This is a genomic window from Bifidobacterium pseudolongum subsp. globosum (assembly GCF_000741295.1).
GTDB lineage: Bacteria > Actinomycetota > Actinomycetes > Actinomycetales > Bifidobacteriaceae > Bifidobacterium > Bifidobacterium globosum.
On the sequence record NZ_JGZG01000001.1, the window covers coordinates 85,511 to 107,885 of the forward strand.

Below are 22,375 nucleotides of genomic sequence, written 5' to 3' on the forward strand. Positions count from 1 at the left end.
ACCTCCGGTCACAGCCCCGAGCGCACGACCCAGTCCGTGTAGAAGATCATGAGGCCGATGATCACGAACATGAGCTCGACCATCCAGAACCGCACGACGACCTTGCCTTCCGTCCACCCGCACAATTCAAAGTGGTGGTGGATCGGCGCCATTTTGAACACGCGCTTGTGCGTCATCTTGAAATACCCGACCTGGATGATGTCGCTGAGCGTCTCGATCACGAAGAGGCCGCCGAGGATGATGGCGAGGAATTCAGTGTGCGTGGCGATCGACATGGCCGCGAACAGGCCTCCGAGGGCAAGCGAGCCGGTATCGCCCATGAAGATCGACGCCGGGTTGCAGTTGTACCACAGGAATCCTAGGCATGCCACGGCCGCGCAGCATGCGATGACCGTCAGGTCGAAGGGGTCGGACACCGCATAGGTGAAGCCGGGGTGGCCCGATCCGCGCAGGTGGTAGCTTTCCCAGAACGCGATGATGCCGTAGCCGGCGAACGCGACCATCGAGGACCCCGCGCACAGGCCGTCGAGGCCGTCGGTCAGGTTGACGGCGTTCGTCCACGCCGCCATCAGGAAGTTCACCCAGATCACGAACAGCACGATGGCGAGGAACCGGCCGGCGAAGTCAAAGCTCAGGAACGGCGTCTCGATGAAGCTCATGCCTGCCTGCGCGCTCGGGAACCCGGATTTGGTGGGCAGCATGAGCGCGAGCACCGCGTAGATCGTGGCCAGGATGAACTGGCCGATGAATTTGCCTTTGACGGTGAGTCCCTCGTTCTGCTTCTTGCGCACTTTCGCGAAGTCGTCGATGAAGCCGAGCAGGCCCATCGAGGCCATCGCGAACAGGGTGAGGACCGCGGACCACGACGGCACGATGTGCTGGCTGCAATACCGGTACAACGCACTGGCGCCCCAGCCGAGCAGCACCGCGAGCACGATGACGACGCCGCCGAGCGTCGGCGTGCCGCGCTTGACCTGGTGCGACTGCGGGCCGTCCTGCCGGATGTATTGGCCGTAGTGCAGTTTGTGCACCACGCGAATGAGCGTTGGCGTTCCGATCATCGTGATGACGAGGGAAACCACTATTCCAATGATGAGCGCTATCACCTTACGGTTCTCCTATTCGTTGTGGGCGCGCGTGGCGGCACGCCGCATCGCGCGCCGTTACGCGCGTTCCTCGTTCCAGCGGGTGGCGAGTGAGCTCAGGCCCGAGGCATGCGACCCTTTGAGCAGCACGACCATGCCTTCATGTGCGCGTCCCAGATCGCGCACAATGCCGTCTGCCTCGTCGATGGTGTCCACGCAGAACACGGCGTCTGCGTCCATCGCGGTGCGCGCGCCTTCGGCGAGGTCGTGCGCCAGTGCGTTGAGGTGCGGGTCATTCCCGCCACCGACCGCGATGACCGCGTCGGCCCCGTTGCGGGCGGCGTAGGCGCCGATGTCATGGTGGGCCTGTGCCTCGTCACCGCCGAGTTCGAGCATGGCGCCGAGCACGGCCACGCGGGTGGGCTGCGCGGCGTCGCCGGCGTGCCATGCCATCATGCCGTCGATGCCGGCGCGCATCGAATCGGGGTTCGCGTTGAACGAATCGTCGATGAGCGTGAACCGCACATCGCCTTCCTGCACCACGCTCACTGCCATGCGGTGCGCGCTGATCGCATGCACCGAGTTGAGCACGGCGGCGATGTGCTCGAGCGGCATGCCCTCCAGGCGCGCCACGCTCGCGGCTGCGAGGGCGTTCATGATGTTGTGCCGTCCGGTGATGCCGAGTTTCACACGCTGTTCCACACCGGCTTCGCTGACGAGCGTGAACACCGGGTGCCCCAGATCGTCGAGGCTGATGTCGTCCGCGGCCACATAGCCGTCGTGCTCATGCACCTGCGCGTGCTCGATACCGAACCACACCACCTTGCCCGGCGCGATGTCCTGCATGCGGGTCACGCGGGCGTCATCGGCGTTGAGCACCGTCACGCCGTCGTTGAGCAATCCGCGCACGATCTCGCTTTTCGCCTGTGCGATGTGCTCGACCGAGCCGAATTCACCCAGATGCGCCACGCCCACCTTCAGCACAATGGCGATGTCGGGTGGCGCGATCGTCGTCAGATGCGCGATCTCACCAAGGTGGTTGGCGCCCATCTCCGCCACCAGATAGCGGGTATGCTCGTCCACTTCGAGCGCGGTGAGCGGCAGGCCTATCTCGTTGTTGAACGAGCCGACCGGTGCCACGGTCTCACCGAGGGTGGAGAGCAACGCCTTCAACAGGTCCTTCGTCGTCGTCTTGCCCACCGAGCCAGTGATGCCAATGATCGTGAAGGGAGTGGCCTCGTTGCGACGCATCCGCAGGTTCGCCTTGGCGAGCTCGCCCAACGCGGCCACACCGTCTTTCACGATGATCTGCGCGATGCCGGCGTCTGGCACGGCATGCTGTACCAGCGCCGCCACGGCGCCGTTGTGCGCGGCCGCGTCCACGTAATCATGGCCGTCCACATGCTCGCCCGCGATCGCGACGAACAGCGAGCCGGGCTGCGCGAGCCGCGAATCGGTGACCGCCGAAGTGACCTCGGTCCCTTCGTCCATGGCGGCACCGGGTGCTGCATGGCCGTCTACACTGGCCATGACCTGCCGCAACGTCATCTTCATCATATGCATTCTCCTTGCACTGCGCGGTATGGAACCGCCGGTTCAGTTCAGCTCCCTCGACACGCGCAACGCGCTGCGGATGCTGCTTTTGCGGATGCCGGCCGCAAGCACCATCGCGATGGCGAGCGACAGCGGTCGCGAAGGCCCGGTGCCCAGGTCGGCCTGGATCGCCATCATGTCGGTCTCATCGGTGCGCACGGCCACATGCGTGTTGTCATCCAGCACGCAGCCATACCGTTCACACACCGGTGCGAGCGCCTGTTCCACATCCGTGTTGCGCGTCTCGCCGTCATAGCCGATCACGTCGACCCCCACGCTTTCGAGCGAGCCGGCGGCGAGCGTCTCGTCGTCAAGCGCGATGATGACCGCCGCCACGCCGTCTTCCACACACACCGACAACACGCGCTGCACCGAGAAGGTGTCAACCGGGTAGGTCAGATCGAGGAACCGTTCGAGCGATTGCGAATCGCCCTTGCAGAGGGTGCCCACCGGGTTGCCTAGCATATGCAGGAACTGCGCGATCGCATCCACGTCTTCGCGCAGGCGCTCGTTGCTGGCGCCCGCGACCGCGAACACGGCAATCGATTCGGAGGGCATGCCTGCGATGCTCGCGGCGAGTTCGCCGATCTGCTGCGGCGTGGGGTCGGCGAACAGGATCGGGATCTGCTGGTCGTCGATCGCGTTGCGCATGGAGGTGGGCAGCAGCATCGCGTAGGCGCCTCGCTGCACGGCGAGCGCCACACGTGCCTTTTCGATGCGCCCGCTGGGGATGAACAACGCCCCGGGCGTCACCGATTCCACGTCGTTGGCGAGCGATGTCACGGTCACGTCGCGTGCGAAGCCGGGCACGAGCGAGAACCCGTAGCGGTCCTCGAGCATGCCCAGCGTCAGACGCTGTGACGTCGTTTCACTGATTGCGCTCATCGTTGCTCCTCTTGTTGGGTGGTCGTCATCTGCTGTTCGCTCACCATTCCACCGGAATCGCGTTCTTGCGTTGCGGGGAGTTCGGCACTTCGTATTTCTGCATCAGGAATTCGCCGATCTGCGCGAACACCGGGCCCGCCGTCAGACCACCATAGCTGCCCTCCGGGTCCTTGAGCACCACGGTCACCACGAACCGGGGGTTGTCGGCGGGGATGATCGCGGAGTAATCGCTGATGAGCGAGCTCAGCTTGCCGTCGGGGCCGGCCACTTCGGCGGTGCCGGACTTGGAGGCCACACGATAGCCTTTCACGCCGGCGAACCCTTGCGAGGAATAGTGTTCCGACACGGATTCCATCGCGTTGAGGATCTGCTTGGAGGCCTCTTGGTCGATCACGCGCGTGGATTCCTTCTGTTCGGGCGTGGTGCTTTTGCCGTCGGGGGTGGTGATGGATTTGATGATCGACTGCGGCTTGAGCACGCCTTGGTTGGCGATGACCGCGATCGCGTTCGTCATCTGCAGCGCGTTGACGGTGTAGCCTTGGCCGAAGAGCACGGTGTTGCGCGTACGGCCGTCCCATGTCTGCGGCTGGGTGAGCAGGCCCTGCGATTCGCCCGGCAGGTTGAGGCCGCTCGGCTGGCCGATGCCGAATTTGGTCAGGTATTCGTAGCGCTTCTGGTCCGAGAACGAATCGGAGGCGAGGATTGTGCCGATGTTCGAGGATTGCTCGAGCACGCCGGCGAGCGTCCAGCGCTCGGCGCCGTGGTTGAACGAATCCTTGTAGGTCTGCCCGTCGAGCGTCAGCGAATCGGGCACGGTGAATTTGTCGGACATCTGGTGCAGGTGCTCCTGCACGAGCCCCGACATGGTGAAGACCTTGCCCACGGACCCCGGTTCGAAGGTCTGGCTTACCGAACGCGCTACATTGAGTTTGGCGTCGTCGCTGCCGGCTTCGATCTGGTCGGTGTCGGCGAGCGCCAGGATCTGCCCGCTCTGCACGTCCTGCACCACGGCGATGCCCCACGCCGCCTTGTATTTCGCTTGGCTGTCCTTGAGGATCCGCTCCACGCGCCACTGGATGTCGCGGTCGATCGTCAGCTGCACATCCGCGCCATCCACCGTGTCCTTCGCATCGGTCATCGTGCCGGGGATCTCTTCACCGCCGTTGCCCTGCTGGTAGATCTGGTAGCCGTCGGTGCCGGTCAGTGTCTTGTCCTCGATCTGCTCGATGCCGGCAACGCCCTTGCCCGCGTCATCCACGCCGCCGAGCAGCGCGCCCATGAGGGTGCCGTTCGTGTAGATGCGCTCGTTGCTCAGTTCGCCATACACGATGCCGCCCAGATGCAGGTCGGCGATCTTGCGCTTGACTTCGGGCGTCACGTCTTTTTTGAGGATCGCGTACTGGCCGGTGCCCGAAAGCTTGCCGCCAAGTTCGGCCGCGTTCATGCCGAGCACCGGTGCGAGCAATTGCGCCACGGCGGCCACACCGGTCGTCTGCAACGGTTTGCCGTCGATCTCATGGCAATAGCCGCGTGTGCGCGTGGTGCATGTGGTGGGCTCGAAATCCTGTGCCGCCTCCGGATTGCCGATGATCGTGTAGCGTTCCACGCTTTGCGCGAGCACCGCCCCGTTCGCGTCGGTGATCTTGCCGCGTTTGGCGCTTAGCACCGCTTTGACTGTGCGGTTCTGCGTGGCGGCCTGTGCGGTGCTCGCGCCGTCGATCAATTGGATGCGCACCAATTGCCCAATGCACAGCAGCGCCACGAGCAGCATGACGATGCCCATGATCGAAGCCTGCTTGACGCGCCGGGAAAGTCGGGACCAGGAGAACGAACGCATCACTGTGCCCCTTCCCCGGCGGGCTGGTAGCCCTGCAGGTCGATCGACAACGACCCCTTGGCGGGTTCCATGTTCATCTTCTGCGCGCGTTCGGGCAACGTGGCTTCCAATTGCGCAAGCCTGGCCTGATTGTCTTCCACGTCCTGCTGCAGCATCGTGATGTGCTGCTCGATGCGCGAGGCCTCGAACGAGTTGGAGCTCATCTGCGTGCGCAACAGAAGCGCGCCCAGCAGGCATGTGCCCAGGAACACGACGGCCACCACGATATGCACAAGCGGCGTGGACCGTGATTTTGTCCACGCCCAGAACGCTGCCAATCCGCGTTTCGCGGACCCGTTGGCGCTGCGGTTCGACACCACATGCAGCTGAGGGCGCTGTGTGCTGCGCGCCTCATGGCTTTGGCGCCCGGCCGGCGCCGCGTTCGAACGTGTGGAACGTGCTGCGGATCCCATGGATCAACCCCTCTTTCCCCGGCGGCGCCCAGTGGCGCCATGGCGTGCCCCCGCGCGCTGCATGGAACCGTCCGCCTCGTGCTCAAACCGCCGGCGCCAACGCTGCGGCACCGGACGGACCAATTCGACGGCGCGAAGACGCACCGAAGCGGCACGCGGATTGCGCTCGCGCTCCTCGTCGTCGGCCATCACCGCGCCCTTGGTGAGCGGCGCGAAGAACGGCTGCATGTCGTCTGGAACAACAGGCATATCAGCAGGCGCATCCACCCGGGTGCCCTGCATCATGAACGATTTGACCGTCTTGTCTTCGAGCGAATGGTACGACTCCACCACAAGCCTGCCACCCACCGCAAGCCGGTTGGCGATCTGCGGCAGTGTGCGCGCGAGCTTCTCCAGTTCGCCGTTCACCTCGATGCGCAACGCCTGGAACACGCGCTTGGCGGGGTTGCCGCTGCCGCGGTGAGCCTGCGGAATCACGCGGTCCACAAGCGCGGTCAACTGCCGCGAACTCGTGAGCGGTTCGTCCGCGCGCGAGCGCACGATCTCCTGGGCGATCTGGCGCGCAAAGCGCTCTTCGCCATACGCTTTGAAGATGCGGGTCAACGCAGCGGCGTCGTAGCGTTCGAGCACCATCTGCGCGGTCAGCGGCTGCGAGACGTCCATGCGCATGTCGAGCGGGGCGTCGTGTGCGTACGAAAAGCCGCGCTCGCGCTCGTCGATCTGCAGGCTCGAGAGCCCCAGGTCCATGAACACGGCCTGCACGGTGTCGATACCTCGCTCCTCGAGCACGCGCGAGAAGTCGTCGAACGCCGCGTGCACGGGGATGAACCGGCCACCCAGCCCCTCCTGTTCGACGCGCGCGGTGGCCATGTGCAGCGCCTCGATGTCGCGGTCGATGCCGATCAGGCGCGCCTGCGGGGCGGCTTTGAGGAACGCGATGCTGTGGCCGGCGAGTCCAAGCGTGCAGTCGACGGCGAGCGCGCCCGGCGTGCGCAATGCGGGCGCGACGAGGCCCACGCACTGCTCGAGCAGCACGGGCTGGTGAATGTGCGCGTAATCCGTCATCTACCACTCCAGTTCCGGCAATACGTCGGATGTGATGTCCGCATAACCCTGTTCATGTGCGGTCAGGTAATCCTCCCACGCCTGCTTGTTCCAAATCTCGGCCCGTGTGCCAACGCCGATGATGACGATCTCGTCGCCAAGGCCGGCATAGTCGCGCAGCATCTGCGGAATCAGCACGCGTCCCTGCTTGTCGGGGTCCTGGTCAACCGCGCCCGACAGGAACATGCGCAGGTATTCTCGTGCGGCCCTGCTGCCCATCGACGTCTTCTGCATCTGCATGGCGATGCGCCGGAACTCCCGTTGGGGCAAGACGTACACGCAGCGCTCCTGGCCGCGGGCCATGACCATGCCGCGGCCCAGCTGCGCACGCATTTTTGCCGGCAACGCCACACGCCCTTTGGCGTCGATCTTGGGGGTGTATGTGCCCAAAAGCATCGGTGGCATCTCCAGCGACATCGGATCGGGGGCGGGCTCGTCAGTCGATGGCAACTGTGCATCGGTCAGGCTTGCCATCAGTCACCTCCGAACCGCACCTCAATATGTCCGCATCTGCCTTCAGGTACCCACTTTACCCCACCGCTCACCTAAAATCCCCACCCGCCGCCAAAACACGCCGTCGGCGTGACCACCATGCACCGTTTCCACACGATGTGGCGCTCGTAGCCGCCGTTTGCTACGCTTGTGTGGCTCAAGTTTCAGACAGGGGACCAACGTTCAAATGTCACAGTATTCAGCACAGTTGCAGGAAGAGCAGCGCATGACGGACCGCGCATACGCGCGCCTTGACACGCTGCGTGCGCAGGCAAGGGAGCGGTTGAGCGACGTGCGTGCCGCTGGGTCGCACGGTTCGCCCACGCAGCGCACCGAGCGTGACTCCTTCGCCACGATGTATGAGGACCGTCTGGCGCAATTGCGCGCCGTCGAGGACCGCCTCGTGTTCGGCAGGATCGACAACACCGCGGGCGAACGGCGGTACATCGGGCGCATCGGCCTTTCCGACGAACGGCACGAGCCGATCCTCACCGACTGGCGCGCCGAGGCCGCGCGCCCGTTCTATGAGGCCACGCCGTCACACCACGGCGACATCGTGATGCGCCGCCACATCACACTGCATTTCCGCACCGTGGCCGGCATCGAAGACGAGGTGCTCGACGTGCATTCGGCGCATGTGAACACGGCGAGCGAGCAGGGCACGCTGACCGGCGAAGGCGCGCTGCTGGCGTCGCTGGGCTCGCGACGCACCGGCAAGATGACCGACATCGTGGCCACAATCCAGGCCGAGCAGGACCGGATCATCCGCACCGATCTCGCCGGCGCCCTCGTGGTGCAGGGCGGCCCCGGCACCGGCAAGACGGCCGTGGCGCTGCACCGCGCCGCCTACCTGCTGTACACGCACCGCCGCCGACTCGAACGCTCCGGCGTGCTTGTGGTGGGCCCGAGCGAGGACTTCCTGCACTACATCGACCAAGTGCTCCCCTCCCTCGGCGAGACCGGCGTGGTGAGCCGCACGATCGGCGAGCTGATCCCCGGCGTCGTCACGCAGCGCGTCGACGAACCGCACGTGGCCCAGCTCAAGGGCGAACGGCGCATGGCCAAGGCGATCGCGAATGCGGTGGCCGCGCGCGAACGCGTGCCCTCGCAGTTGCCCGCGATCACGGTCAATGGAGTGTCGGTGCCCTTGCGCGCCTCCGACTTCGAGACGGCGATCGCCGACGCGCGCCGCACGCGGCAGCCGCACAACAAGGCCCGCGAGACCTTCGTCTCGTCGATGCTGTCGATGGTGCGCACGCGCGTCGTCGAAGAGCTCGACTACACGCCCGAGCAGGCCGAACTCAACGACATCATGGCGCAGCTGCGCATGAACGACAAACTGCGCGTCACGCTCAACCTGGCGTGGCTGCCGATGGATGGCCGCTGGCTGCTCGACCAGCTGTTCTCGAAGCCCGCGCAGTTGCGCCGGTTCGCGCCGTGGCTCAGCGACGCGCAGATCAGCATGCTCACCCGGTCCAAGGGCGCCCCACTCACGCTGTCCGACATTCCGCTGCTCGACGAGGCGCTCGAACTACTGGGTCCCGACCCGCACGAACAGGCGCGCCAGGCGTCGCGCGACGCGCAGCGCGCCGAAGAGGAGCGCTACGCCCAGGAGACGCTCGCACAGGCGGGCATCGGGGCGGGCATCGTCTCATCGAAGATGCTCGCCGACCACATGCGCGGCGACTCGTCGGAGCTGGTCGCGCAGCGCGCCGCCGCGGACCGCGAATGGACCTATGGGCACATCGTCGTCGATGAGGCGCAGGAACTGACCGCCATGGACTGGCGCATGCTCATCCGCCGCTGCCCGTCGCGCTCGTTCACGATCGTGGGCGACGTGGCGCAGACCTCGGCGCTCGGCGGCACACGGGACTGGCGCACGTCGATGAACGCGTTGTTCGGCCCACAGAACTGGAGCCTCAACGAGCTGACGATCAACTACCGCAACCCGCGTGAGGTCTCCGACCTCGCCGCGCGTTTCGCTGAAGGCGAAGGACTTTATATCTCCACCGTCAAGGCGATCCGTTCGGTGCCCGATTCGGTGCAGCGCGTGAGCGTGGCGGACCGTGCGGCGCTGTACGCCGAGGTCGCCGAGCAGACCCTTGATCTGGCCGGGTCGTACCTTGTGGGCGACGGCACAGGCCGCGTGGCCGTCATCATCCCCGACGAACTGCGCGATGCCGTACAGGCCGCCGTGCACGAAGCCGTGGCGCACAGCACGCTCGCACGCAGTGGCGTCCGGTTCGACGAGCAGATCATGGTGTGCGGCGCGCAATCGGTAAAAGGCCTTGAATACGATGCGGTTATGGTTGTGGAACCAGGACTCATCGAGCAGGAGGCGCCCACACGGCTCTCCGCGGCCTCCGACCTGTATGTGGCGCTCACCCGCCCCACGCAGCGTCTGCTTATAGTCCGGACACAAGCAGACGAAACGCTGCTCGATTTGTAAGGTGGTGCATATGCCGAAAGCTCTATTACTTGAAAACATCCATCCCCTGGCCGCCCAATCCCTGCGCGACCACGGGTTCGAAGTCGAGACGATGAAGGGCGCGCTTGCCGAGGACGAGCTCATTGAGGCCCTCGAAGGCGTGGACCTGCTCGGCATCCGCTCGAAGACGACCGTGACCGCCAAGGTGCTCGACGCACGCCCCACGCTCACCGCGATCGGCTGCTTCTGCATCGGCACCAACCAGGTCGACCTCAACCATGCGGGCCGCCGTGGCGTGGCGGTGTTCAACGCGCCGTATTCCAACACGCGGTCCGTGGTGGAATTGGTGATCTGCGACATCATCTGCCTGATGCGCCGCATCCCGGCGCATACGCACCACCTCAAGCACGGGCTGTGGGACAAAACGGCGTCCGGCTCACACGAAGTGCGCGGCAAGACGCTCGGCATCATCGGCTACGGCAACATCGGCTCGCAGCTTTCGGTGCTCGCCGAGGCGCTCGGCATGCGCGTGGTGTTCTACGACCTCGATGAAAAGCTCGCGATGGGCAACGCCCAGCGCTGCGACACGCTCAATGAATTGCTCGAGCAGTCCGACGCCGTGACGATCCATGTGGACGGCCGCAAATCCAACACAGGGTTCTTCGGCGAAGACGAGTTCGCGCACATGAAGCAGGATGCGATCTTCATCAACTGCTCACGCGGATTCGTGGCGGACCTCGACGCGCTCAAGCGCCACCTCGACAGCGGGCACCTTTCCGGCGCCGCCGTGGACGTGTTCCCGGTCGAACCGAAGAAGAGCGGCGACCCCATCGTCACGCCGCTCGCCGACGAGGACAACATGATCCTCACCCCGCACATCGGCGGCTCCACGCTCGAAGCGCAGGAGGCCATCGCCCAGTTCGTCTCGCAGCGTCTTGAGGACTACTGGCTCAAGGGCTCCACGATGCTCAGCGTGAATCTGCCGCAGATCACCTTGAGCGACTACCGCGGGGCCGCACGCATCGCCCACCTGCACGCCAACCTGCCGGGCATCCTCGCCTCGGTCAACCAGGTGCTCGGCGAACAGGGCATCAACATCTCGGCGCAGGCGCTCGGCACCGAAGGCGATCTGGGGTATGTGGTGACCGACGTGGCCAACAAACCCGACGAGCGCACGCTCGACGCGTTGGACTCACTGACGGGCACGATCCGCATGCGCGTCATCGAATAGGCCGTGAGGTATGGCAAAGGCCCGGAACCTTCAAGCTCCGGGCCTTTGCCATACCTCACGCGCGGTCTTCGACACGCAGCTTGTCAATCGCATGCTGGAAGTCCTCAAGTCCTTCGAAGTTCTGGTAGACGCTGGCGAAGCGCAGATAGGCCACTTCGTCGAGTTCACGCAACGGTTTGAGGATGGCCTTGCCGATCTCCTCCGACGGCACCTGCGCGATGCCTTGCGCACGCAGGCTCTCCTCGACCTGCTGGCCGAGGTGCTTGAGGCTTTCCTCGTCGATCGGCCTGCCTTGGCACGCTTTGCGTACGCCGGAGATCACCTTGTTGCGGTCGAATTGCTCCACATTGCCAGACCGCTTCTTCACCAGCAGCATGGCGGTCTCCATCGTACTGAAACGGCCCCCGCATTTGGGGCATTCACGGCGCCGGCGAATGGAATGACCGTCGTCGCTGATGCGCGTATCGATCACCTTGGTGTCGGGATTCTGGCAAAATGGGCAATGCATACCACTCACAATAGCCTGACGTTCGGCCTTTTGTTCAACGGGTGCACCCATGTTCCGCTCGCCGCGCACCATCAGCCCCAATGCCATGGCCTTATCAGACCGGGATGATCAGGTGCTGGCCTGCCACGATGCGGCTGTCATCGAGGCCGTTGACGGCTTTGAGGCGCTCCACCACCTGCGCCGCCGGCGCATCGGTGAAACGACTGGCGATCGACCACAACGTGTCGCCGGGCCGCACGGTGTAATGCACGACTTCCGTCGACTCGTACCCCGCATAGGCCGTTTGTTCGCCCAGTCCTGGCATACGGGACGCGAGGGTGCATCCCAGACACAGCAACGCCGCCAGCACGATGAGCCACATGCGCACATGGGCCTTGGCCCCCGCCGTCTGCACTGCACCGGATGACCGTGAGATATGTGATGCCAACGCGCTCATCGCAACCTTCTTTCGAACGTTTGTTCTAATTGCGGTTTCGATATTCGCACAGATGTTCGAACTTGTCAAGCCTGCGTTCGAACATCTGTTTGATTTTCTCCGTGCGGCACGGTACTGTTGTGCCATAACGAAAGGACCCACCATGAGCAGCATCGAACACGACCCGAACGCGGCCGCGGAGCGCCGCGCACCCGACCTGACGGAGCGCCAGCAGCGCATCATGGCCGCGATCCGCGCACTGCACGCCGAACACGGTTTCGCCCCGTCATTGCGCGAGATCGGCGAGGCGTGCGGATTGAAGAGCACATCGTCGGTGCAGCATCAGCTCAATGTGCTGGAGTCCAAGGGGTGCATCCGCAGGGATCCGAACAAGGGCCGCGCCATCGAAGTGGTGGATGGCTCTCCCACCGCCGTGGACGTCAGCCCGTTTCCCGACGCCCAATCGGCGTCGTTCCTGGCGTCCACCGATGTGCCGCTTGTGGGTGCGATCGCCGCCGGCGCGCCGATCACCGCCGAGCAGCATGTCGAGGATGTCATGCGCCTGCCCGTGCGGCTGACGGGCACCGGCAGGCTCTTCATGCTCGAAGTGCATGGCGATTCGATGATCGACGCCGCCATCTGCAACGGCGACTTCGTGGTGGTGCGCGAACAGCAGACCGCCGAGAACGGCGACATCGTGGCGGCGTTGCTCGACGACGAGGCCACCGTGAAGACCTTCCGCAACGAAAACGGCCATATCTGGCTCATTCCCCACAACCCCAACTATGCGCCAATCGACGGCACCCATGCCCAGATCATGGGCAAGGTCGTCACGGTGCTGCGCAAGATGTGACAGGCGGCCTTCAGGCGTGGATCTGCGCCGACTCCGGCCCGGTGTAGCCTTCCGGCTCCAATTGGAATGTGGTGTGTGGCACCGACACCGGGAAGTGCTCGCACAGGCACAGCTGCAACTGCTCGAGCACCCGGCCGGCCTCCTCCATCGTCATCTGCTTGTCCACAATCACATGCGCGGTCAGGATCGGCATGCCCGAAGCCACCGTGTTCGCATGCAGGTCATGCACCGCGATCACATGGTCCACACCCTCCAGATGCGCGCGCACCTGGTCCAAGTCCAACCCGGTCGGCGTCTCCTCCAGCAACACGCGCATCGCGTCGCGCACCAACACATATGCCCGCGGGATCATCATCAGCGCGATCACACCGCCGGCCACCGCGTCGAAGCCATCCCACCCGGTGGCCATCATCACCACGGCCGAGACGATCACCGCCACCGAACCGAGCGCGTCGTTGACCACCTCAAGGAACGCGGCGCGCATGTTCATGTTGTCACCCGACTGCGCGCGCAGCACCATAATCGACCCGATGTTGGCGGCAAGTCCCAGAACGCCGAAGAACAGCAGCAGACGCACGTCCTTGATGCCGTCGGCCTCCTGCCCGGTGAGGCGCATGACCGCCTCCACAAGCGCATAGAGCCCCACGAACAGCAACAGCAGGCCGCCGGCCGCGGCGGTGATCACCTCAAGCCTCGCCCATCCCCAGGTGCGCGACTTCGTGGGTTTGCGCCGCATCATGAACGCGGTGACGGTGGACGCCGCGAGCACCGAGACGTCGGTGAGCATGTGCCCTGCGTCCACGAGCAACGCGAGTGACCCGGTGACCGCAGCCCCGATCACCTCGGCCACGAAAATGGTGCCAGTGAGCACCAAGGTGGTCAGCAGACGCTGATGGTGGCCGGCTGTATGCGCGGCCGTCCCCGTCCCATGTTGATGTGCCATTGATTCGCCTCTCCCCTCATGCGGTGCCATAACACAAAGGGAGGCCGGGCTCGCCCGACCTCCCTGAACGCACCTGATGTCTTACGGAAATCAGAATCCGAACTGTGCTGCGGTTTCCTTGAGCGTCTCGGCGGAACGCTTGAGCGCCGCGAGCTCACGGTCGGAAACCGGTGTGTTGATGCGCGAGTTCACGCCTTCGCGGTTGAGCAGCGTGGGCACCGACATGCATACGTCGGAGATGCCGTGGAAGTCGTCGAGCAGCGAAGAGACCGGCAGGATGCGGTTGGTGTCGTTGAGGATGGCCTCGATGATGTCCACGCCGGACATGGCGATGGCGTAGTTCGTGGCGCCCTTGCCGTTGATGATCTTGTACGCCGCGTTCTTGACCTCCTGATGGATATGTTCGCGCATGTCGGCGTCGAGCGGGGCGTGGCCCGGCAGCGGCTGCCAATCGCACATCGGCACGCCGCCGATTGTGGCGGAGGCCCACAGCGGCACTTCGGAATCACCGTGCTCACCAGCGATGTAGGCGTGCACGTTCTTCACGTTCACACCGGTCTGCTGGGCGATCAGGAAGCGCAGACGGGCGGAATCCAGGTTGGTGCCCGAGCCGAACATCTGGTTCGACGGCAGGCCCGAAAGCTTCATCGACACGTGCGTGACCACGTCCACCGGGTTGGTGATGAGCATGTAGATGGCGTTCGGCGCCACCTTGATGAGGTTCGGGATGATCGACTTCATGATGTTGATCGTGGCGCCGGCCAGATCCAGACGGGACTGGCCCGGCTTCTGGCGCGCACCTGCGGTGATGACCACCATGTCGGCGTCACGGCAGATCTCCGGATCGTCGGAGCCGTCGATCGACACGGTCGGGAAGAAGCTGGAGCCGTGCTGCATGTCGAGCACTTCGGCTTCGACGCGCTCCTTTGCGATGTCTTCCAGCACGATCTCACGGGCGATGCCACGTTCCGCCGCGGCGAAGGCGAGGGTGGAGCCGACGGCGCCGGCGCCGACGATGGCAAGCTTTGTAGGCTTAATTGGTGAATCGGACATGTGTCTACCTCTTTTATGCATAGATTATCCGCTTGTGACGGAACCATGGTTCATTCATCTTCACTGTAGCAGACCACAATTTGTTCACAATGCGGTAAAGGGGCGGCGTGTGCCGGCCGCGGCGGTGTAGGCCACGGCCGGCGCCGCATCAGTCCACAGGATCCTCGAGCGCTTGGTCCATGATCTGCGCGGCGAGCCGCTCGTCCACGTCCGCCTGCAGAAGGATGCCGGTGTCGCGGTATTCCACCGCGTCCACATTGCCGTATTCGCGGATCTGCGAGACGAGCGAACCGGCCGTGTACGGCAGCAGCGCCTCCACATGCACGCCGGGCGCCGGCAGCATCCCCTCGATGTGCGCGCGCAGCGCGTCCACGCCTTCGCCGGTGGCCGACGAGACGAAGAACGCGCCCGGCGCGAGCTGCTCGAGGCGTTCACGCGTCACGGCGTCGATCAGGTCAACCTTGTTGAACACGGTGACGACGGGCAGCCTGTCCACGCCGTCGATCGTCTTGAGGACCTCGTTGACCGCGTCGATCTGCCCGAACGGATCGGGGTGCGAGGCGTCCACGACGTGCACCATCACGTCCGATTCGCCGATCTCCTCAAGCGTCGACTTGAACGCCTCGACGAGCTGTGTGGGCAGTCGGCGCACAAACCCGACCGTGTCCACATAGGCGTAGAACCGCCCGTCCTTCGCACGCGCACGGCGCACGGCGGTGTCGAGCGTGGCGAACAACGCGTTCTCCACGAGCTCGTCCGAACCGGTGAGCCGGTTCGTCAGCGACGATTTGCCCGCGTTCGTGTACCCGACGACCGAGATCGTGGGCAGCGCGTACCGCTTGCGTGAGCCGCGCTTGACCTCGCGCGCCGGCGCCATCTGCGCGATCTGCCGGCGCAGGCGTGCGATGCGCGTGCGGATGACGCGCCGGTCCATCTCGATCTTCGTCTCGCCTGGACCACGCGAGCCGATGCCGCCGTCGGCGCCGGCGGCACGGCCGCCCGCCTGACGGGACAGCGCCGCGCCCCAACCGCGCAGGCGCGGCAGCATGTACTGCAACTGCGCGAGTTCGACCTGCGCCTTGCCTTCGCGCGACGTGGCGTGCTGCGCGAAGATGTCGAGGATCACCGCGGTGCGGTCCACGACCTTCACTTTCGTGGCGTCTTCGAGCGCGCGGCGCTGGCTTGGCGGCAGGTCGTCGTCCACGATGATCGTGTCGGCGTCGTTCGCCGCCACGATCTGCGCGATCTCCTGCGCCTTGCCCGATCCCACGTACGTGGAGGAATCGGGGCGGTAGCGGTGCTGCAGCACGGCGTCGCACACCTGCGCGCCCGCCGTCTCGGCGAGCGCGGCGAGCTCGCGCAGGGATTCCTCGGCCTCGCGCTGCGAACCGTTGCGTGACGACCAGACCCCCACGAGCACCACGCGCTCAAGGCGCACCTTGCGGTATTCGACTTCGGTGACATCCTCGAGTTCGCCCAGGCCCACCACATGCTTGAGCTGGTTGCGTGATTCGCGCTCACGCCAGATCTCGTCGCCCGACTGCGCGCCCATGCCGTCGTCGTCGAGCAGCACGTCGGATTGGTCGGCGAGCAGACCATGCGCGCCCGGCGCACCTTGGTCCGTCAATTCCTGGTCACCCTGCCATGATTGGGTCGATTCGGTCAAAGACACCTCACATTGTTCGTGAAAACTTACGTCTGCCTTACTATCATCGAAAAGCAGCAGACACGCAAGTATACATCAGGAACGAAACGAGGCGCCATGAACGCACAGGACCCACACAAGCAGGCGGAACAGTATTTCACCACGTCGCCCTCGTCTGCGGATGTGCGGCATGAGATGCATGTGACACTGCGCGGCCACGAGGCCGATGTGGAGACGTCGAACGGCGTCTTCTCGGGCGGCCGCGTGGACCTCGGCACATCGGTGCTGCTGCGCCATGCGCCGATGCCGCCCGCGCACGGCGACTTCCTCGACATCGGCTGCGGCTGGGGCGCGATCAGCCTCGCGCTCGCGCTCGAATCCCCCGAAGCCAGCGTCTACGCGATCGACGTCAACGAGCGTGCGATCGAACTGACCGAACGCAACGCCGAACTCAACGGCTGCGCCAACATCCACGCCGGCGAAGCCGCTGATGTGCCCGAGGGGCTCGAGTTCGAGCTCATCTGGTCGAACCCGCCGATCCGCATCGGCAAACAGGAGCTGCACACACTGCTCATGACGTGGCTGCCGAGGCTTGCGCCCGACGGATACGCGTATCTTGTGGTCCAGAAGAATCTCGGCTCCGATTCGCTGATGCGCTGGTTGGCGCAGGCCCTTGGCAGCACCTTCACCGTGGCCAAGTATGCGAGTTCGAAGGGCTACCGCGTCATCGAAGTCCACCGCTTGCCCTGAGCCCGCACCGATCCGACGTATCGCAGCCCATGGCATCCCATGGCATCCCATTGAAAGAGTGACCCTTTCCCCCTATGAAATTCGAATATCCAGAAGAACTTCCGGTCAGCGGCGCGCGCCAGGCGATCCGCGAGGCGGTGCAATCGTCACAGGTCGTCATCGTCTCCGGCCAGACCGGTTCCGGCAAGACGACGCAGCTGCCGAAGATCCTGCTCGAACTCGGCCGCGGCACGCATGGCCACCAGATCGTGCACACGCAGCCGCGCAGGCTCGCCGCGCGCACTGTGGCAGAACGCATCGCGAGTGAGCTCGGCGTGCATTTGGGCGACGAAGTGGGCTATCAGGTGCGCTTCACCGACGAAAGCTCGCCGAAGACACGGCTGCGCGTGGTGACCGACGGCATCCTCCTCGCGCAGATCCAACGTGACCCGAACCTGAGCCGCTATGACACGATTGTGATCGACGAGGCGCACGAGCGCACGCTCAACATCGACTTCCTGCTCGGCTACCTCACCGCGCTGCTGCCCAAACGGCCCGACCTCAAGCTCATCGTCACCTCGGCCACGATCGACTCGGTCAAGTTCCAGAAGCACTTCGAGGACGCGCTGCACAAGCCAGTGCCGGTCATCGAAGTCTCCGGGCGCACCTACCCCGTCACCATCTGCTATGAGCCGCTCGGAGGGCTGCCCGCGCTGATGGCCCATGTGCCGGGGTTCGCCGACGGCGCGTCCGGCAATGACGCGGGCAATCCGAACACCGAGGCGATGGACATGCCCACGGCCGTGGCACGCGCGTGCGTCGAACTCGTGACGGTCTCGGCGCACGACCAGGGCCCGCGCGACATCCTCGTCTTCGCGTCCGGCGAGCGCGACATCCGCGATTTCGAACAGTCGATCCGCCATGCCTTCGGCCCGCGGTGCGCGGACATGCGCAGGCCGGACGCGATCGAGATCATGCCGCTGTTCGCGCGCCTGAGCGCGAAGGACCAGCACCGCGTGTTCGAGCCGCACCGGAACCAGCGCATCGTCATCGCCACCAATGTGGCGGAGACGTCGCTCACCGTGCCGGGCATCCGGTATGTGGTGGACCCGGGCACGGCGCGCATCTCGCGCTATTCGAAGACGGCCAAGGTGCAGCGCCTGCCGATCGAGCCGATCTCGCAGGCGAGCGCGGACCAGCGCGCGGGACGATGCGGCCGCATCGCAGACGGCATCGCGATCCGCCTGTACTCCGCCGAAGACTACGAAAGCCGCCCGAGGTTCACCGAACCGGAGATCCTGCGCACGTCGCTTGGCGCCGTGGTGCTCCACATGCTATCGGTCGGTGTGGCGAAGACCGCCGAGGACATCACCGACTTCGGGTTCATCGACCCGCCCGACATGAAGGCGGTCTCCGACGGCTTCAACGAGCTCACCGAACTGCGCGCGATCTCGCGCAAGCGCGGGCAGATCCGCCTCACGCACATCGGACGGCAGCTCGCGCGCATCCCGATCGACGTGCGTCTGGGCCGCATGCTCATCGAGGCGGCGCATGCCACGACCCCGAACACGCTCGCCGCGGTGATTGTGATCGTGGCGTTCCTGAGCCTGCAGGACCCGCGTGAACGCCCCGAAGACAAGCGTGACGAGGCGGACCGCCTGCACAACCGCTATGCGGACGCCACAAGCGACTTCCTGACCGCGCTCAACCTGTGGGATCGCGCGTACGGCGCCGACGGCGAGCTGAGCAACAACGCGCTGCGCCGGCTGTGCAAAGCCGAATACCTGCACTTCCTGCGCATGCGCCAGTGGAAGGACCTCGTCTCGCAGCTGCGGTCGCTGTGCCGTGAGCTCAAGTTCACTGTGGGCGAGCCGATTCCCGTCAGCCGCCCGAGCGAACAGGTCCGCGCGCTGCCGGTCAACCAGCAGGCCGCGCACTCGCTGTGCTGTTCGTGGGACGCGCAGGGCATCCACACGTCAATGCTCGCCGGCCTGCTGTCGATGCTCGGCATGCAGGTGGTGCGCGAACCGAAGGCCTCGGATTACGCGAATCTCAAGGGGGCCGCCCGCGCCCGCGCGCTCAAACGCGCCCAGAAGATGGCGAAGAACGACTATCAGGGCGCACGCGGCACGCATTTCGCGATTTTCCCCGCTTCCGCGACCTCGACCGCGACACCGCCGTGGATCATGACGACCGAACTCGTGGAGACGAGCCGCCTGTGGGCGCGGTACTGCGCGCAGATCGACCCGGCGTGGGCCGAACCGCTCGCCAAGGACCTCACGCGCACCACGTACGCGAACCCGCACTGGTCCGCCTCGCGCGGCAGCGCGGTCGCCGAAGCCACCGTGCTGCTGTATGGACTGCCGATCGTGCGCGGCAAGCATGTGCCATGGGGACGCATCAATCCGCTCGAAGCCCGTGATTTCCTGCTGCGGCAGGGCCTTGTGGAAGGCGACATCCAACAGCACTTCCCATACGACGACTTCATCGCGCGCAACCGCGCGATCGTCGAGGACGCACAGGACGACGCGAGCCGCACCCGCCAGATCGCCCAGACGGTGAGCGACGAGGACCTCTACGACTTCTACGAGCGGGTCGTGCCACAAGACGTGACGAATGTGGCCGAACTGGCGCGCTGGTGGAAGGCCGAGCACACCACCAACCCCACGCTGCTCGATTTCGACCCCGAGGAGGTGGACCGCCTCAACGGCGTCGAGTCGGTGAGCCTGGACGACTTCCCCGACCATTGGACCGCCGTCGGATCGGACGGGGCCGCGCTGTCGCTGCGCTTGAGTTACATCTACGACACGGCCGACCCGGAGGACGGCGTGAGTGTGCACATCCCGATGACCGCGCTCTCGCGCGTCAGCGCCGCGCAGTTCAGCTGGAATGTGCCCGGATTGCGCAACGAGCTCATCGTGGCGATGATCAAGGCACTGCCGAAGCAGTTGCGCGTGCAGTTCGTGCCGGCGCCCGACACCGCCGCCAAGATCGAGGATTGGATCGACGCGCACTACCCCGCCGACCCGGGCTCGGGCACGCGCGACCATCCGGCCCAAACGCCGGACGGCGAGCCATGGCCCGATTTCGCGCATGTGTTCACGCAGGCCGCGATCAGCGTCGTCGGCGCGCAGATCCACCCCGAAGTGCTCGACGGCCTGATGCCCAAGCTGCCGCCGTACCTGCGCATGACCTTCGTGATCGAACAGCCCGCGCCGCGCCCCAAACGCGCGCATGGCAGGAAGCCTGCGCCGAATGCGGCCAAACGTGTGGCGAGCGGCAAATCGCTCGAGGACCTGCAACGCCGGTTCGCCAGCCAGGCGCAGGCCTCGGCCCGCACCGTGGTGCGCAAACAGGCCGAGCGCGCCGCCGACGAGGGCAAGGCGGTCACCCAAGCGAACCTGCTGCACAAGGCCGGCGCCACCACGCAGTCGCGCGCCGACATGCTGTGGCATGCTGCGCTCGACCGGCTCAAGCTGCCCACCGAACGCATCTCGTCACGATGGCTCGGCACCGAGGCGTTGCGTCTGGCCGCCGCTCCGTACCAGTCCACCGCCGCGCTCGTCGACGACCTACAGCTCGCCGCCGTCAAACGGCTGCTGCGCGACATCGACAAGATCGGTTCCGACGACGCGCTCGACCAGGCCGTGGCCGGCGTGGAGCAGGTGTATGAGGACACCGTCTACGCCGTGGCCAAAGACGTGGTGGAGATCCTCGCGCAATACGCGCACGTGGAGAAGGCGGTGGGCGGCGTGGCCGACCTGCCGATGCTTTCGGTGCTGCAGTCGGTGCGCGAACACGCCGCCACGCTCGTGAACTCCGGGTTCATCGGGCGCACGCCACCGCTCACCCTGCCGCGCATCCCCGTGTACCTGCGCGCCGACCTGATGCGCCTTTCCAAGGCGAAGACCGACAAGAACCGCGACGTGCGCTGGGCCTGGCAGGCCGATGAAGCGAAACAGCTCGTGGATGCCGCGCTCACGCGCGCCAAGGCGCTGCCGGCCGGCGCCGCACGCGACGAGGCGATGACGAAGGCCAACCGTGCGCGCTGGATGCTCGAGGAGTTCTACGTCTCGCTGTGGGCGCAGGAACTCGGCACCAGCCAACCGGTCAGCGTGCAACGCATCACCAAGGCGCTGCGCTGAGCACGCGCAATCCACCAGGTTTCCAAGGACGACCCAATGGCTTCGAACAACACCCCATCCAAACGTACGCAGTCGCGCCACGCCCCCTTCGAGCGCATACGGGCCGAGGCCAGGACCGTGGCCCGGGCGTGGAGGCACGGCAACGCGCGGCAGCGCACGGCGTTGGCCACCATCGGGCTGCTCGCCTCGATCGTGGCGCTCGCACTCGTCATCAGCCTCGTGCGCTTCGTCTCGTGGCGCGCCGAGGTGCATCAGGCGCGCGCCGAACAGCAGCAGTTGGTGGAGCGGTTCGATTTCAACCCCGGCAACATCATCTCGAACACGCAGTTCTTCAACGGCTCCGCGATGAACCAGAAGGAGATCCAGGCGTTCCTCGACGAGAAGGGCGCCGAGTGCACCGAGCGTGGCTGCCTGCGCAACGCGACGTTCAGCACCGAGCCACGTGCGGCGAGCGACTACTGCACGGAGTACAAGGGGTCGTCCAAACAGAAGGCGTCGGCGATTATCGCCGACGCCGCTACCGCATGCAATGTCTCGCCGAAGGTGCTGCTGACGATGCTGCAGAAAGAACAACAGCTCGTGACCGCCACCAAGACGCCGAGTGAGTTCCGGTTCAAGGCCGCCATGGGGCTGAGCTGCCCGGATGACGACAGCTGCGACCCCCGGTACGCCGGCTTCTTCCGTCAGGTATTCGGTTCGGCGGAACGCTACCAGTACTATGTGCGGCACGAGGACCAATACGGGTTCCACGCGGGCACGCTCAACTACGTGCAGTTCAATCCGGACGCAGCATGCGGCGGCTCGGAGGTCTACATCGAGAACACGGCCACCGCATTGCTGTACATCTACACGCCATACCAGCCCAACCTCGCCGCACTCGAAGCGGGCGCGGGCGAGGGTGATGCGTGTTCGACCTACGGCAACCGCAATTTCTCGATCATCTATTCGGGCTGGTTCGGCGACCCGCGCGCCTAGCT

The 22,375-nt window shown here is 65.3% G+C and carries 18 protein-coding genes; 6 read left to right on the top strand and 12 right to left on the bottom strand.

What is annotated here, in order from left to right; all coding sequences use genetic code 11:
- Window positions 1-8 precede the first annotated feature (8 nt).
- From mraY to mraZ, 7 genes are read right to left on the bottom strand one after another with little or no spacing between them, the layout of a single operon-like run.
- Entirely contained in the window at window positions 9-1,106 is a 1,098-nt protein-coding gene (gene mraY, locus BPSG_RS00355) for a phospho-N-acetylmuramoyl-pentapeptide-transferase (protein WP_022858016.1), read from the bottom strand.
- Between the two features lie 57 nt (window positions 1,107-1,163).
- The gene (locus BPSG_RS00360) at window positions 1,164-2,642 is read right to left on the bottom strand and encodes a UDP-N-acetylmuramoyl-tripeptide--D-alanyl-D-alanine ligase (protein WP_026644035.1); all 1,479 of its coding nucleotides are present in this window, start codon (window positions 2,640-2,642) and stop codon (window positions 1,164-1,166) included.
- 39 nt (window positions 2,643-2,681) lie between these two features.
- Entirely contained in the window at window positions 2,682-3,563 is an 882-nt protein-coding gene (locus BPSG_RS00365; protein WP_026644036.1) for a hypothetical protein, read from the bottom strand.
- A gap of 40 nt (window positions 3,564-3,603) precedes the next feature.
- A complete protein-coding gene (locus BPSG_RS00370; protein ID WP_405748397.1) occupies window positions 3,604-5,346 on the bottom strand; it encodes a peptidoglycan D,D-transpeptidase FtsI family protein in 1,743 nt (580 codons plus the stop codon).
- A 53-nt stretch (window positions 5,347-5,399) separates the two neighbouring features.
- Complete coding sequence (locus BPSG_RS00375) at window positions 5,400-5,852, bottom strand: hypothetical protein (protein ID WP_026644038.1); 453 nt, start codon at window positions 5,850-5,852, stop codon at window positions 5,400-5,402.
- Between the two features lie 3 nt (window positions 5,853-5,855).
- Window positions 5,856-6,917, bottom strand: coding sequence for a 16S rRNA (cytosine(1402)-N(4))-methyltransferase RsmH (rsmH, locus tag BPSG_RS00380; protein WP_026644039.1), 1,062 nt, complete (start codon window positions 6,915-6,917; stop codon window positions 5,856-5,858).
- The gene (gene mraZ / locus BPSG_RS00385; protein WP_225532120.1) at window positions 6,918-7,373 is read right to left on the bottom strand and encodes a division/cell wall cluster transcriptional repressor MraZ; all 456 of its coding nucleotides are present in this window, start codon (window positions 7,371-7,373) and stop codon (window positions 6,918-6,920) included.
- A gap of 262 nt (window positions 7,374-7,635) precedes the next feature.
- On the opposite strand from mraZ, the gene BPSG_RS00390 reads away from it, so the two are divergent.
- Together BPSG_RS00390 and serA are read left to right on the top strand one after the other, a co-directional pair.
- Window positions 7,636-9,897: a HelD family protein gene (locus tag BPSG_RS00390; protein ID WP_026644040.1), complete on the top strand. Its 2,262-nt coding sequence runs from the start codon at window positions 7,636-7,638 to the stop codon at window positions 9,895-9,897.
- A gap of 10 nt (window positions 9,898-9,907) precedes the next feature.
- Complete coding sequence (gene serA / locus BPSG_RS00395) at window positions 9,908-11,107, top strand: phosphoglycerate dehydrogenase (RefSeq protein WP_026644041.1); 1,200 nt, start codon at window positions 9,908-9,910, stop codon at window positions 11,105-11,107.
- 55 nt (window positions 11,108-11,162) lie between these two features.
- Here serA and nrdR read toward each other — a convergent pair whose 3' ends face one another.
- Together nrdR and BPSG_RS00405 are read right to left on the bottom strand one after the other, a co-directional pair.
- Window positions 11,163-11,615 carry a transcriptional regulator NrdR gene (nrdR, locus tag BPSG_RS00400; RefSeq protein WP_026644042.1) on the bottom strand — a complete coding sequence of 151 codons (453 nt, stop codon included), beginning with the start codon at window positions 11,613-11,615 and terminating at the stop codon, window positions 11,163-11,165.
- A 94-nt stretch (window positions 11,616-11,709) separates the two neighbouring features.
- Window positions 11,710-12,051, bottom strand: a complete 342-nt coding sequence (locus BPSG_RS00405; protein WP_051592100.1) for a LysM peptidoglycan-binding domain-containing protein — start codon at window positions 12,049-12,051, stop codon at window positions 11,710-11,712.
- 142 nt (window positions 12,052-12,193) lie between these two features.
- Between BPSG_RS00405 and lexA the strand changes: the two genes are divergently transcribed.
- The gene (gene lexA / locus BPSG_RS00410; RefSeq protein WP_022858027.1) at window positions 12,194-12,883 is read left to right on the top strand and encodes a transcriptional repressor LexA; all 690 of its coding nucleotides are present in this window, start codon (window positions 12,194-12,196) and stop codon (window positions 12,881-12,883) included.
- Window positions 12,884-12,893: 10 nt separating this feature from the next.
- Here the strand turns inward: lexA and BPSG_RS00415 are convergent, their stop codons facing one another.
- The 3 genes from BPSG_RS00415 to hflX form a co-directional block, all read right to left on the bottom strand.
- Window positions 12,894-13,826 (bottom strand): cation diffusion facilitator family transporter, encoded by a 933-nt coding sequence (locus tag BPSG_RS00415; protein ID WP_026644044.1) that lies wholly within the window; start codon window positions 13,824-13,826, stop codon window positions 12,894-12,896.
- Between the two features lie 90 nt (window positions 13,827-13,916).
- Window positions 13,917-14,879, bottom strand: a complete 963-nt coding sequence (locus tag BPSG_RS00420) for an L-lactate dehydrogenase (RefSeq protein WP_026644045.1) — start codon at window positions 14,877-14,879, stop codon at window positions 13,917-13,919.
- Between the two features lie 148 nt (window positions 14,880-15,027).
- Window positions 15,028-16,431, bottom strand: a complete 1,404-nt coding sequence (gene hflX, locus BPSG_RS00425; protein WP_371836409.1) for a GTPase HflX — start codon at window positions 16,429-16,431, stop codon at window positions 15,028-15,030.
- Window positions 16,432-16,641: 210 nt separating this feature from the next.
- Here hflX and BPSG_RS00430 point away from each other — a divergent pair, with 210 nt between their 5' ends.
- The 3 genes from BPSG_RS00430 to BPSG_RS00440 all read left to right on the top strand — a co-directional run bounded on the left by BPSG_RS00430 (window position 16,642) and on the right by BPSG_RS00440 (window position 22,373).
- Window positions 16,642-17,274, top strand: a complete 633-nt coding sequence (locus BPSG_RS00430; RefSeq protein WP_026644047.1) for a class I SAM-dependent methyltransferase — start codon at window positions 16,642-16,644, stop codon at window positions 17,272-17,274.
- Window positions 17,275-17,348: 74 nt separating this feature from the next.
- On the top strand, window positions 17,349-21,398 hold the full coding sequence (hrpA, locus tag BPSG_RS00435) for an ATP-dependent RNA helicase HrpA (protein ID WP_026644048.1): 4,050 nt from the start codon (window positions 17,349-17,351) through the stop codon (window positions 21,396-21,398).
- Between the two features lie 36 nt (window positions 21,399-21,434).
- Window positions 21,435-22,373, top strand: a complete 939-nt coding sequence (locus BPSG_RS00440; protein WP_236822967.1) for a hemagglutinin — start codon at window positions 21,435-21,437, stop codon at window positions 22,371-22,373.
- Window positions 22,374-22,375 lie beyond the last annotated feature (2 nt).

Bases quoted from the DNA above. Each gene is read 5' to 3' on its own strand.
- mraZ (WP_225532120.1), bottom strand. From the start codon at position 7,373: ATGTCGCTGGAGATGCCACCGATGCTTTTGGGCACATACACCCCCAAG.
- hflX (WP_371836409.1), bottom strand. From the start codon at position 16,431: ATGGGCGCGCAGTCGGGCGACGAGATCTGGCGTGAGCGCGAATCACGC.
- serA (WP_026644041.1), top strand. From the start codon at position 9,908: ATGCCGAAAGCTCTATTACTTGAAAACATCCATCCCCTGGCCGCCCAA.
- lexA (WP_022858027.1), top strand. From the start codon at position 12,194: ATGAGCAGCATCGAACACGACCCGAACGCGGCCGCGGAGCGCCGCGCA.
- BPSG_RS00365 (WP_026644036.1), bottom strand. From the start codon at position 3,563: ATGAGCGCAATCAGTGAAACGACGTCACAGCGTCTGACGCTGGGCATG.
- BPSG_RS00420 (WP_026644045.1), bottom strand. From the start codon at position 14,879: ATGTCCGATTCACCAATTAAGCCTACAAAGCTTGCCATCGTCGGCGCC.
- BPSG_RS00390 (WP_026644040.1), top strand. From the start codon at position 7,636: ATGTCACAGTATTCAGCACAGTTGCAGGAAGAGCAGCGCATGACGGAC.
- BPSG_RS00415 (WP_026644044.1), bottom strand. From the start codon at position 13,826: ATGGCACATCAACATGGGACGGGGACGGCCGCGCATACAGCCGGCCAC.
- BPSG_RS00375 (WP_026644038.1), bottom strand. From the start codon at position 5,852: ATGGGATCCGCAGCACGTTCCACACGTTCGAACGCGGCGCCGGCCGGG.
- BPSG_RS00405 (WP_051592100.1), bottom strand. From the start codon at position 12,051: ATGAGCGCGTTGGCATCACATATCTCACGGTCATCCGGTGCAGTGCAG.
- BPSG_RS00360 (WP_026644035.1), bottom strand. From the start codon at position 2,642: ATGATGAAGATGACGTTGCGGCAGGTCATGGCCAGTGTAGACGGCCAT.
- BPSG_RS00440 (WP_236822967.1), top strand. From the start codon at position 21,435: ATGGCTTCGAACAACACCCCATCCAAACGTACGCAGTCGCGCCACGCC.
- BPSG_RS00370 (WP_405748397.1), bottom strand. From the start codon at position 5,346: ATGGGCATCGTCATGCTGCTCGTGGCGCTGCTGTGCATTGGGCAATTG.
- BPSG_RS00430 (WP_026644047.1), top strand. From the start codon at position 16,642: ATGAACGCACAGGACCCACACAAGCAGGCGGAACAGTATTTCACCACG.
- nrdR (WP_026644042.1), bottom strand. From the start codon at position 11,615: ATGCATTGCCCATTTTGCCAGAATCCCGACACCAAGGTGATCGATACG.
- rsmH (WP_026644039.1), bottom strand. From the start codon at position 6,917: ATGACGGATTACGCGCACATTCACCAGCCCGTGCTGCTCGAGCAGTGC.
- hrpA (WP_026644048.1), top strand. From the start codon at position 17,349: ATGAAATTCGAATATCCAGAAGAACTTCCGGTCAGCGGCGCGCGCCAG.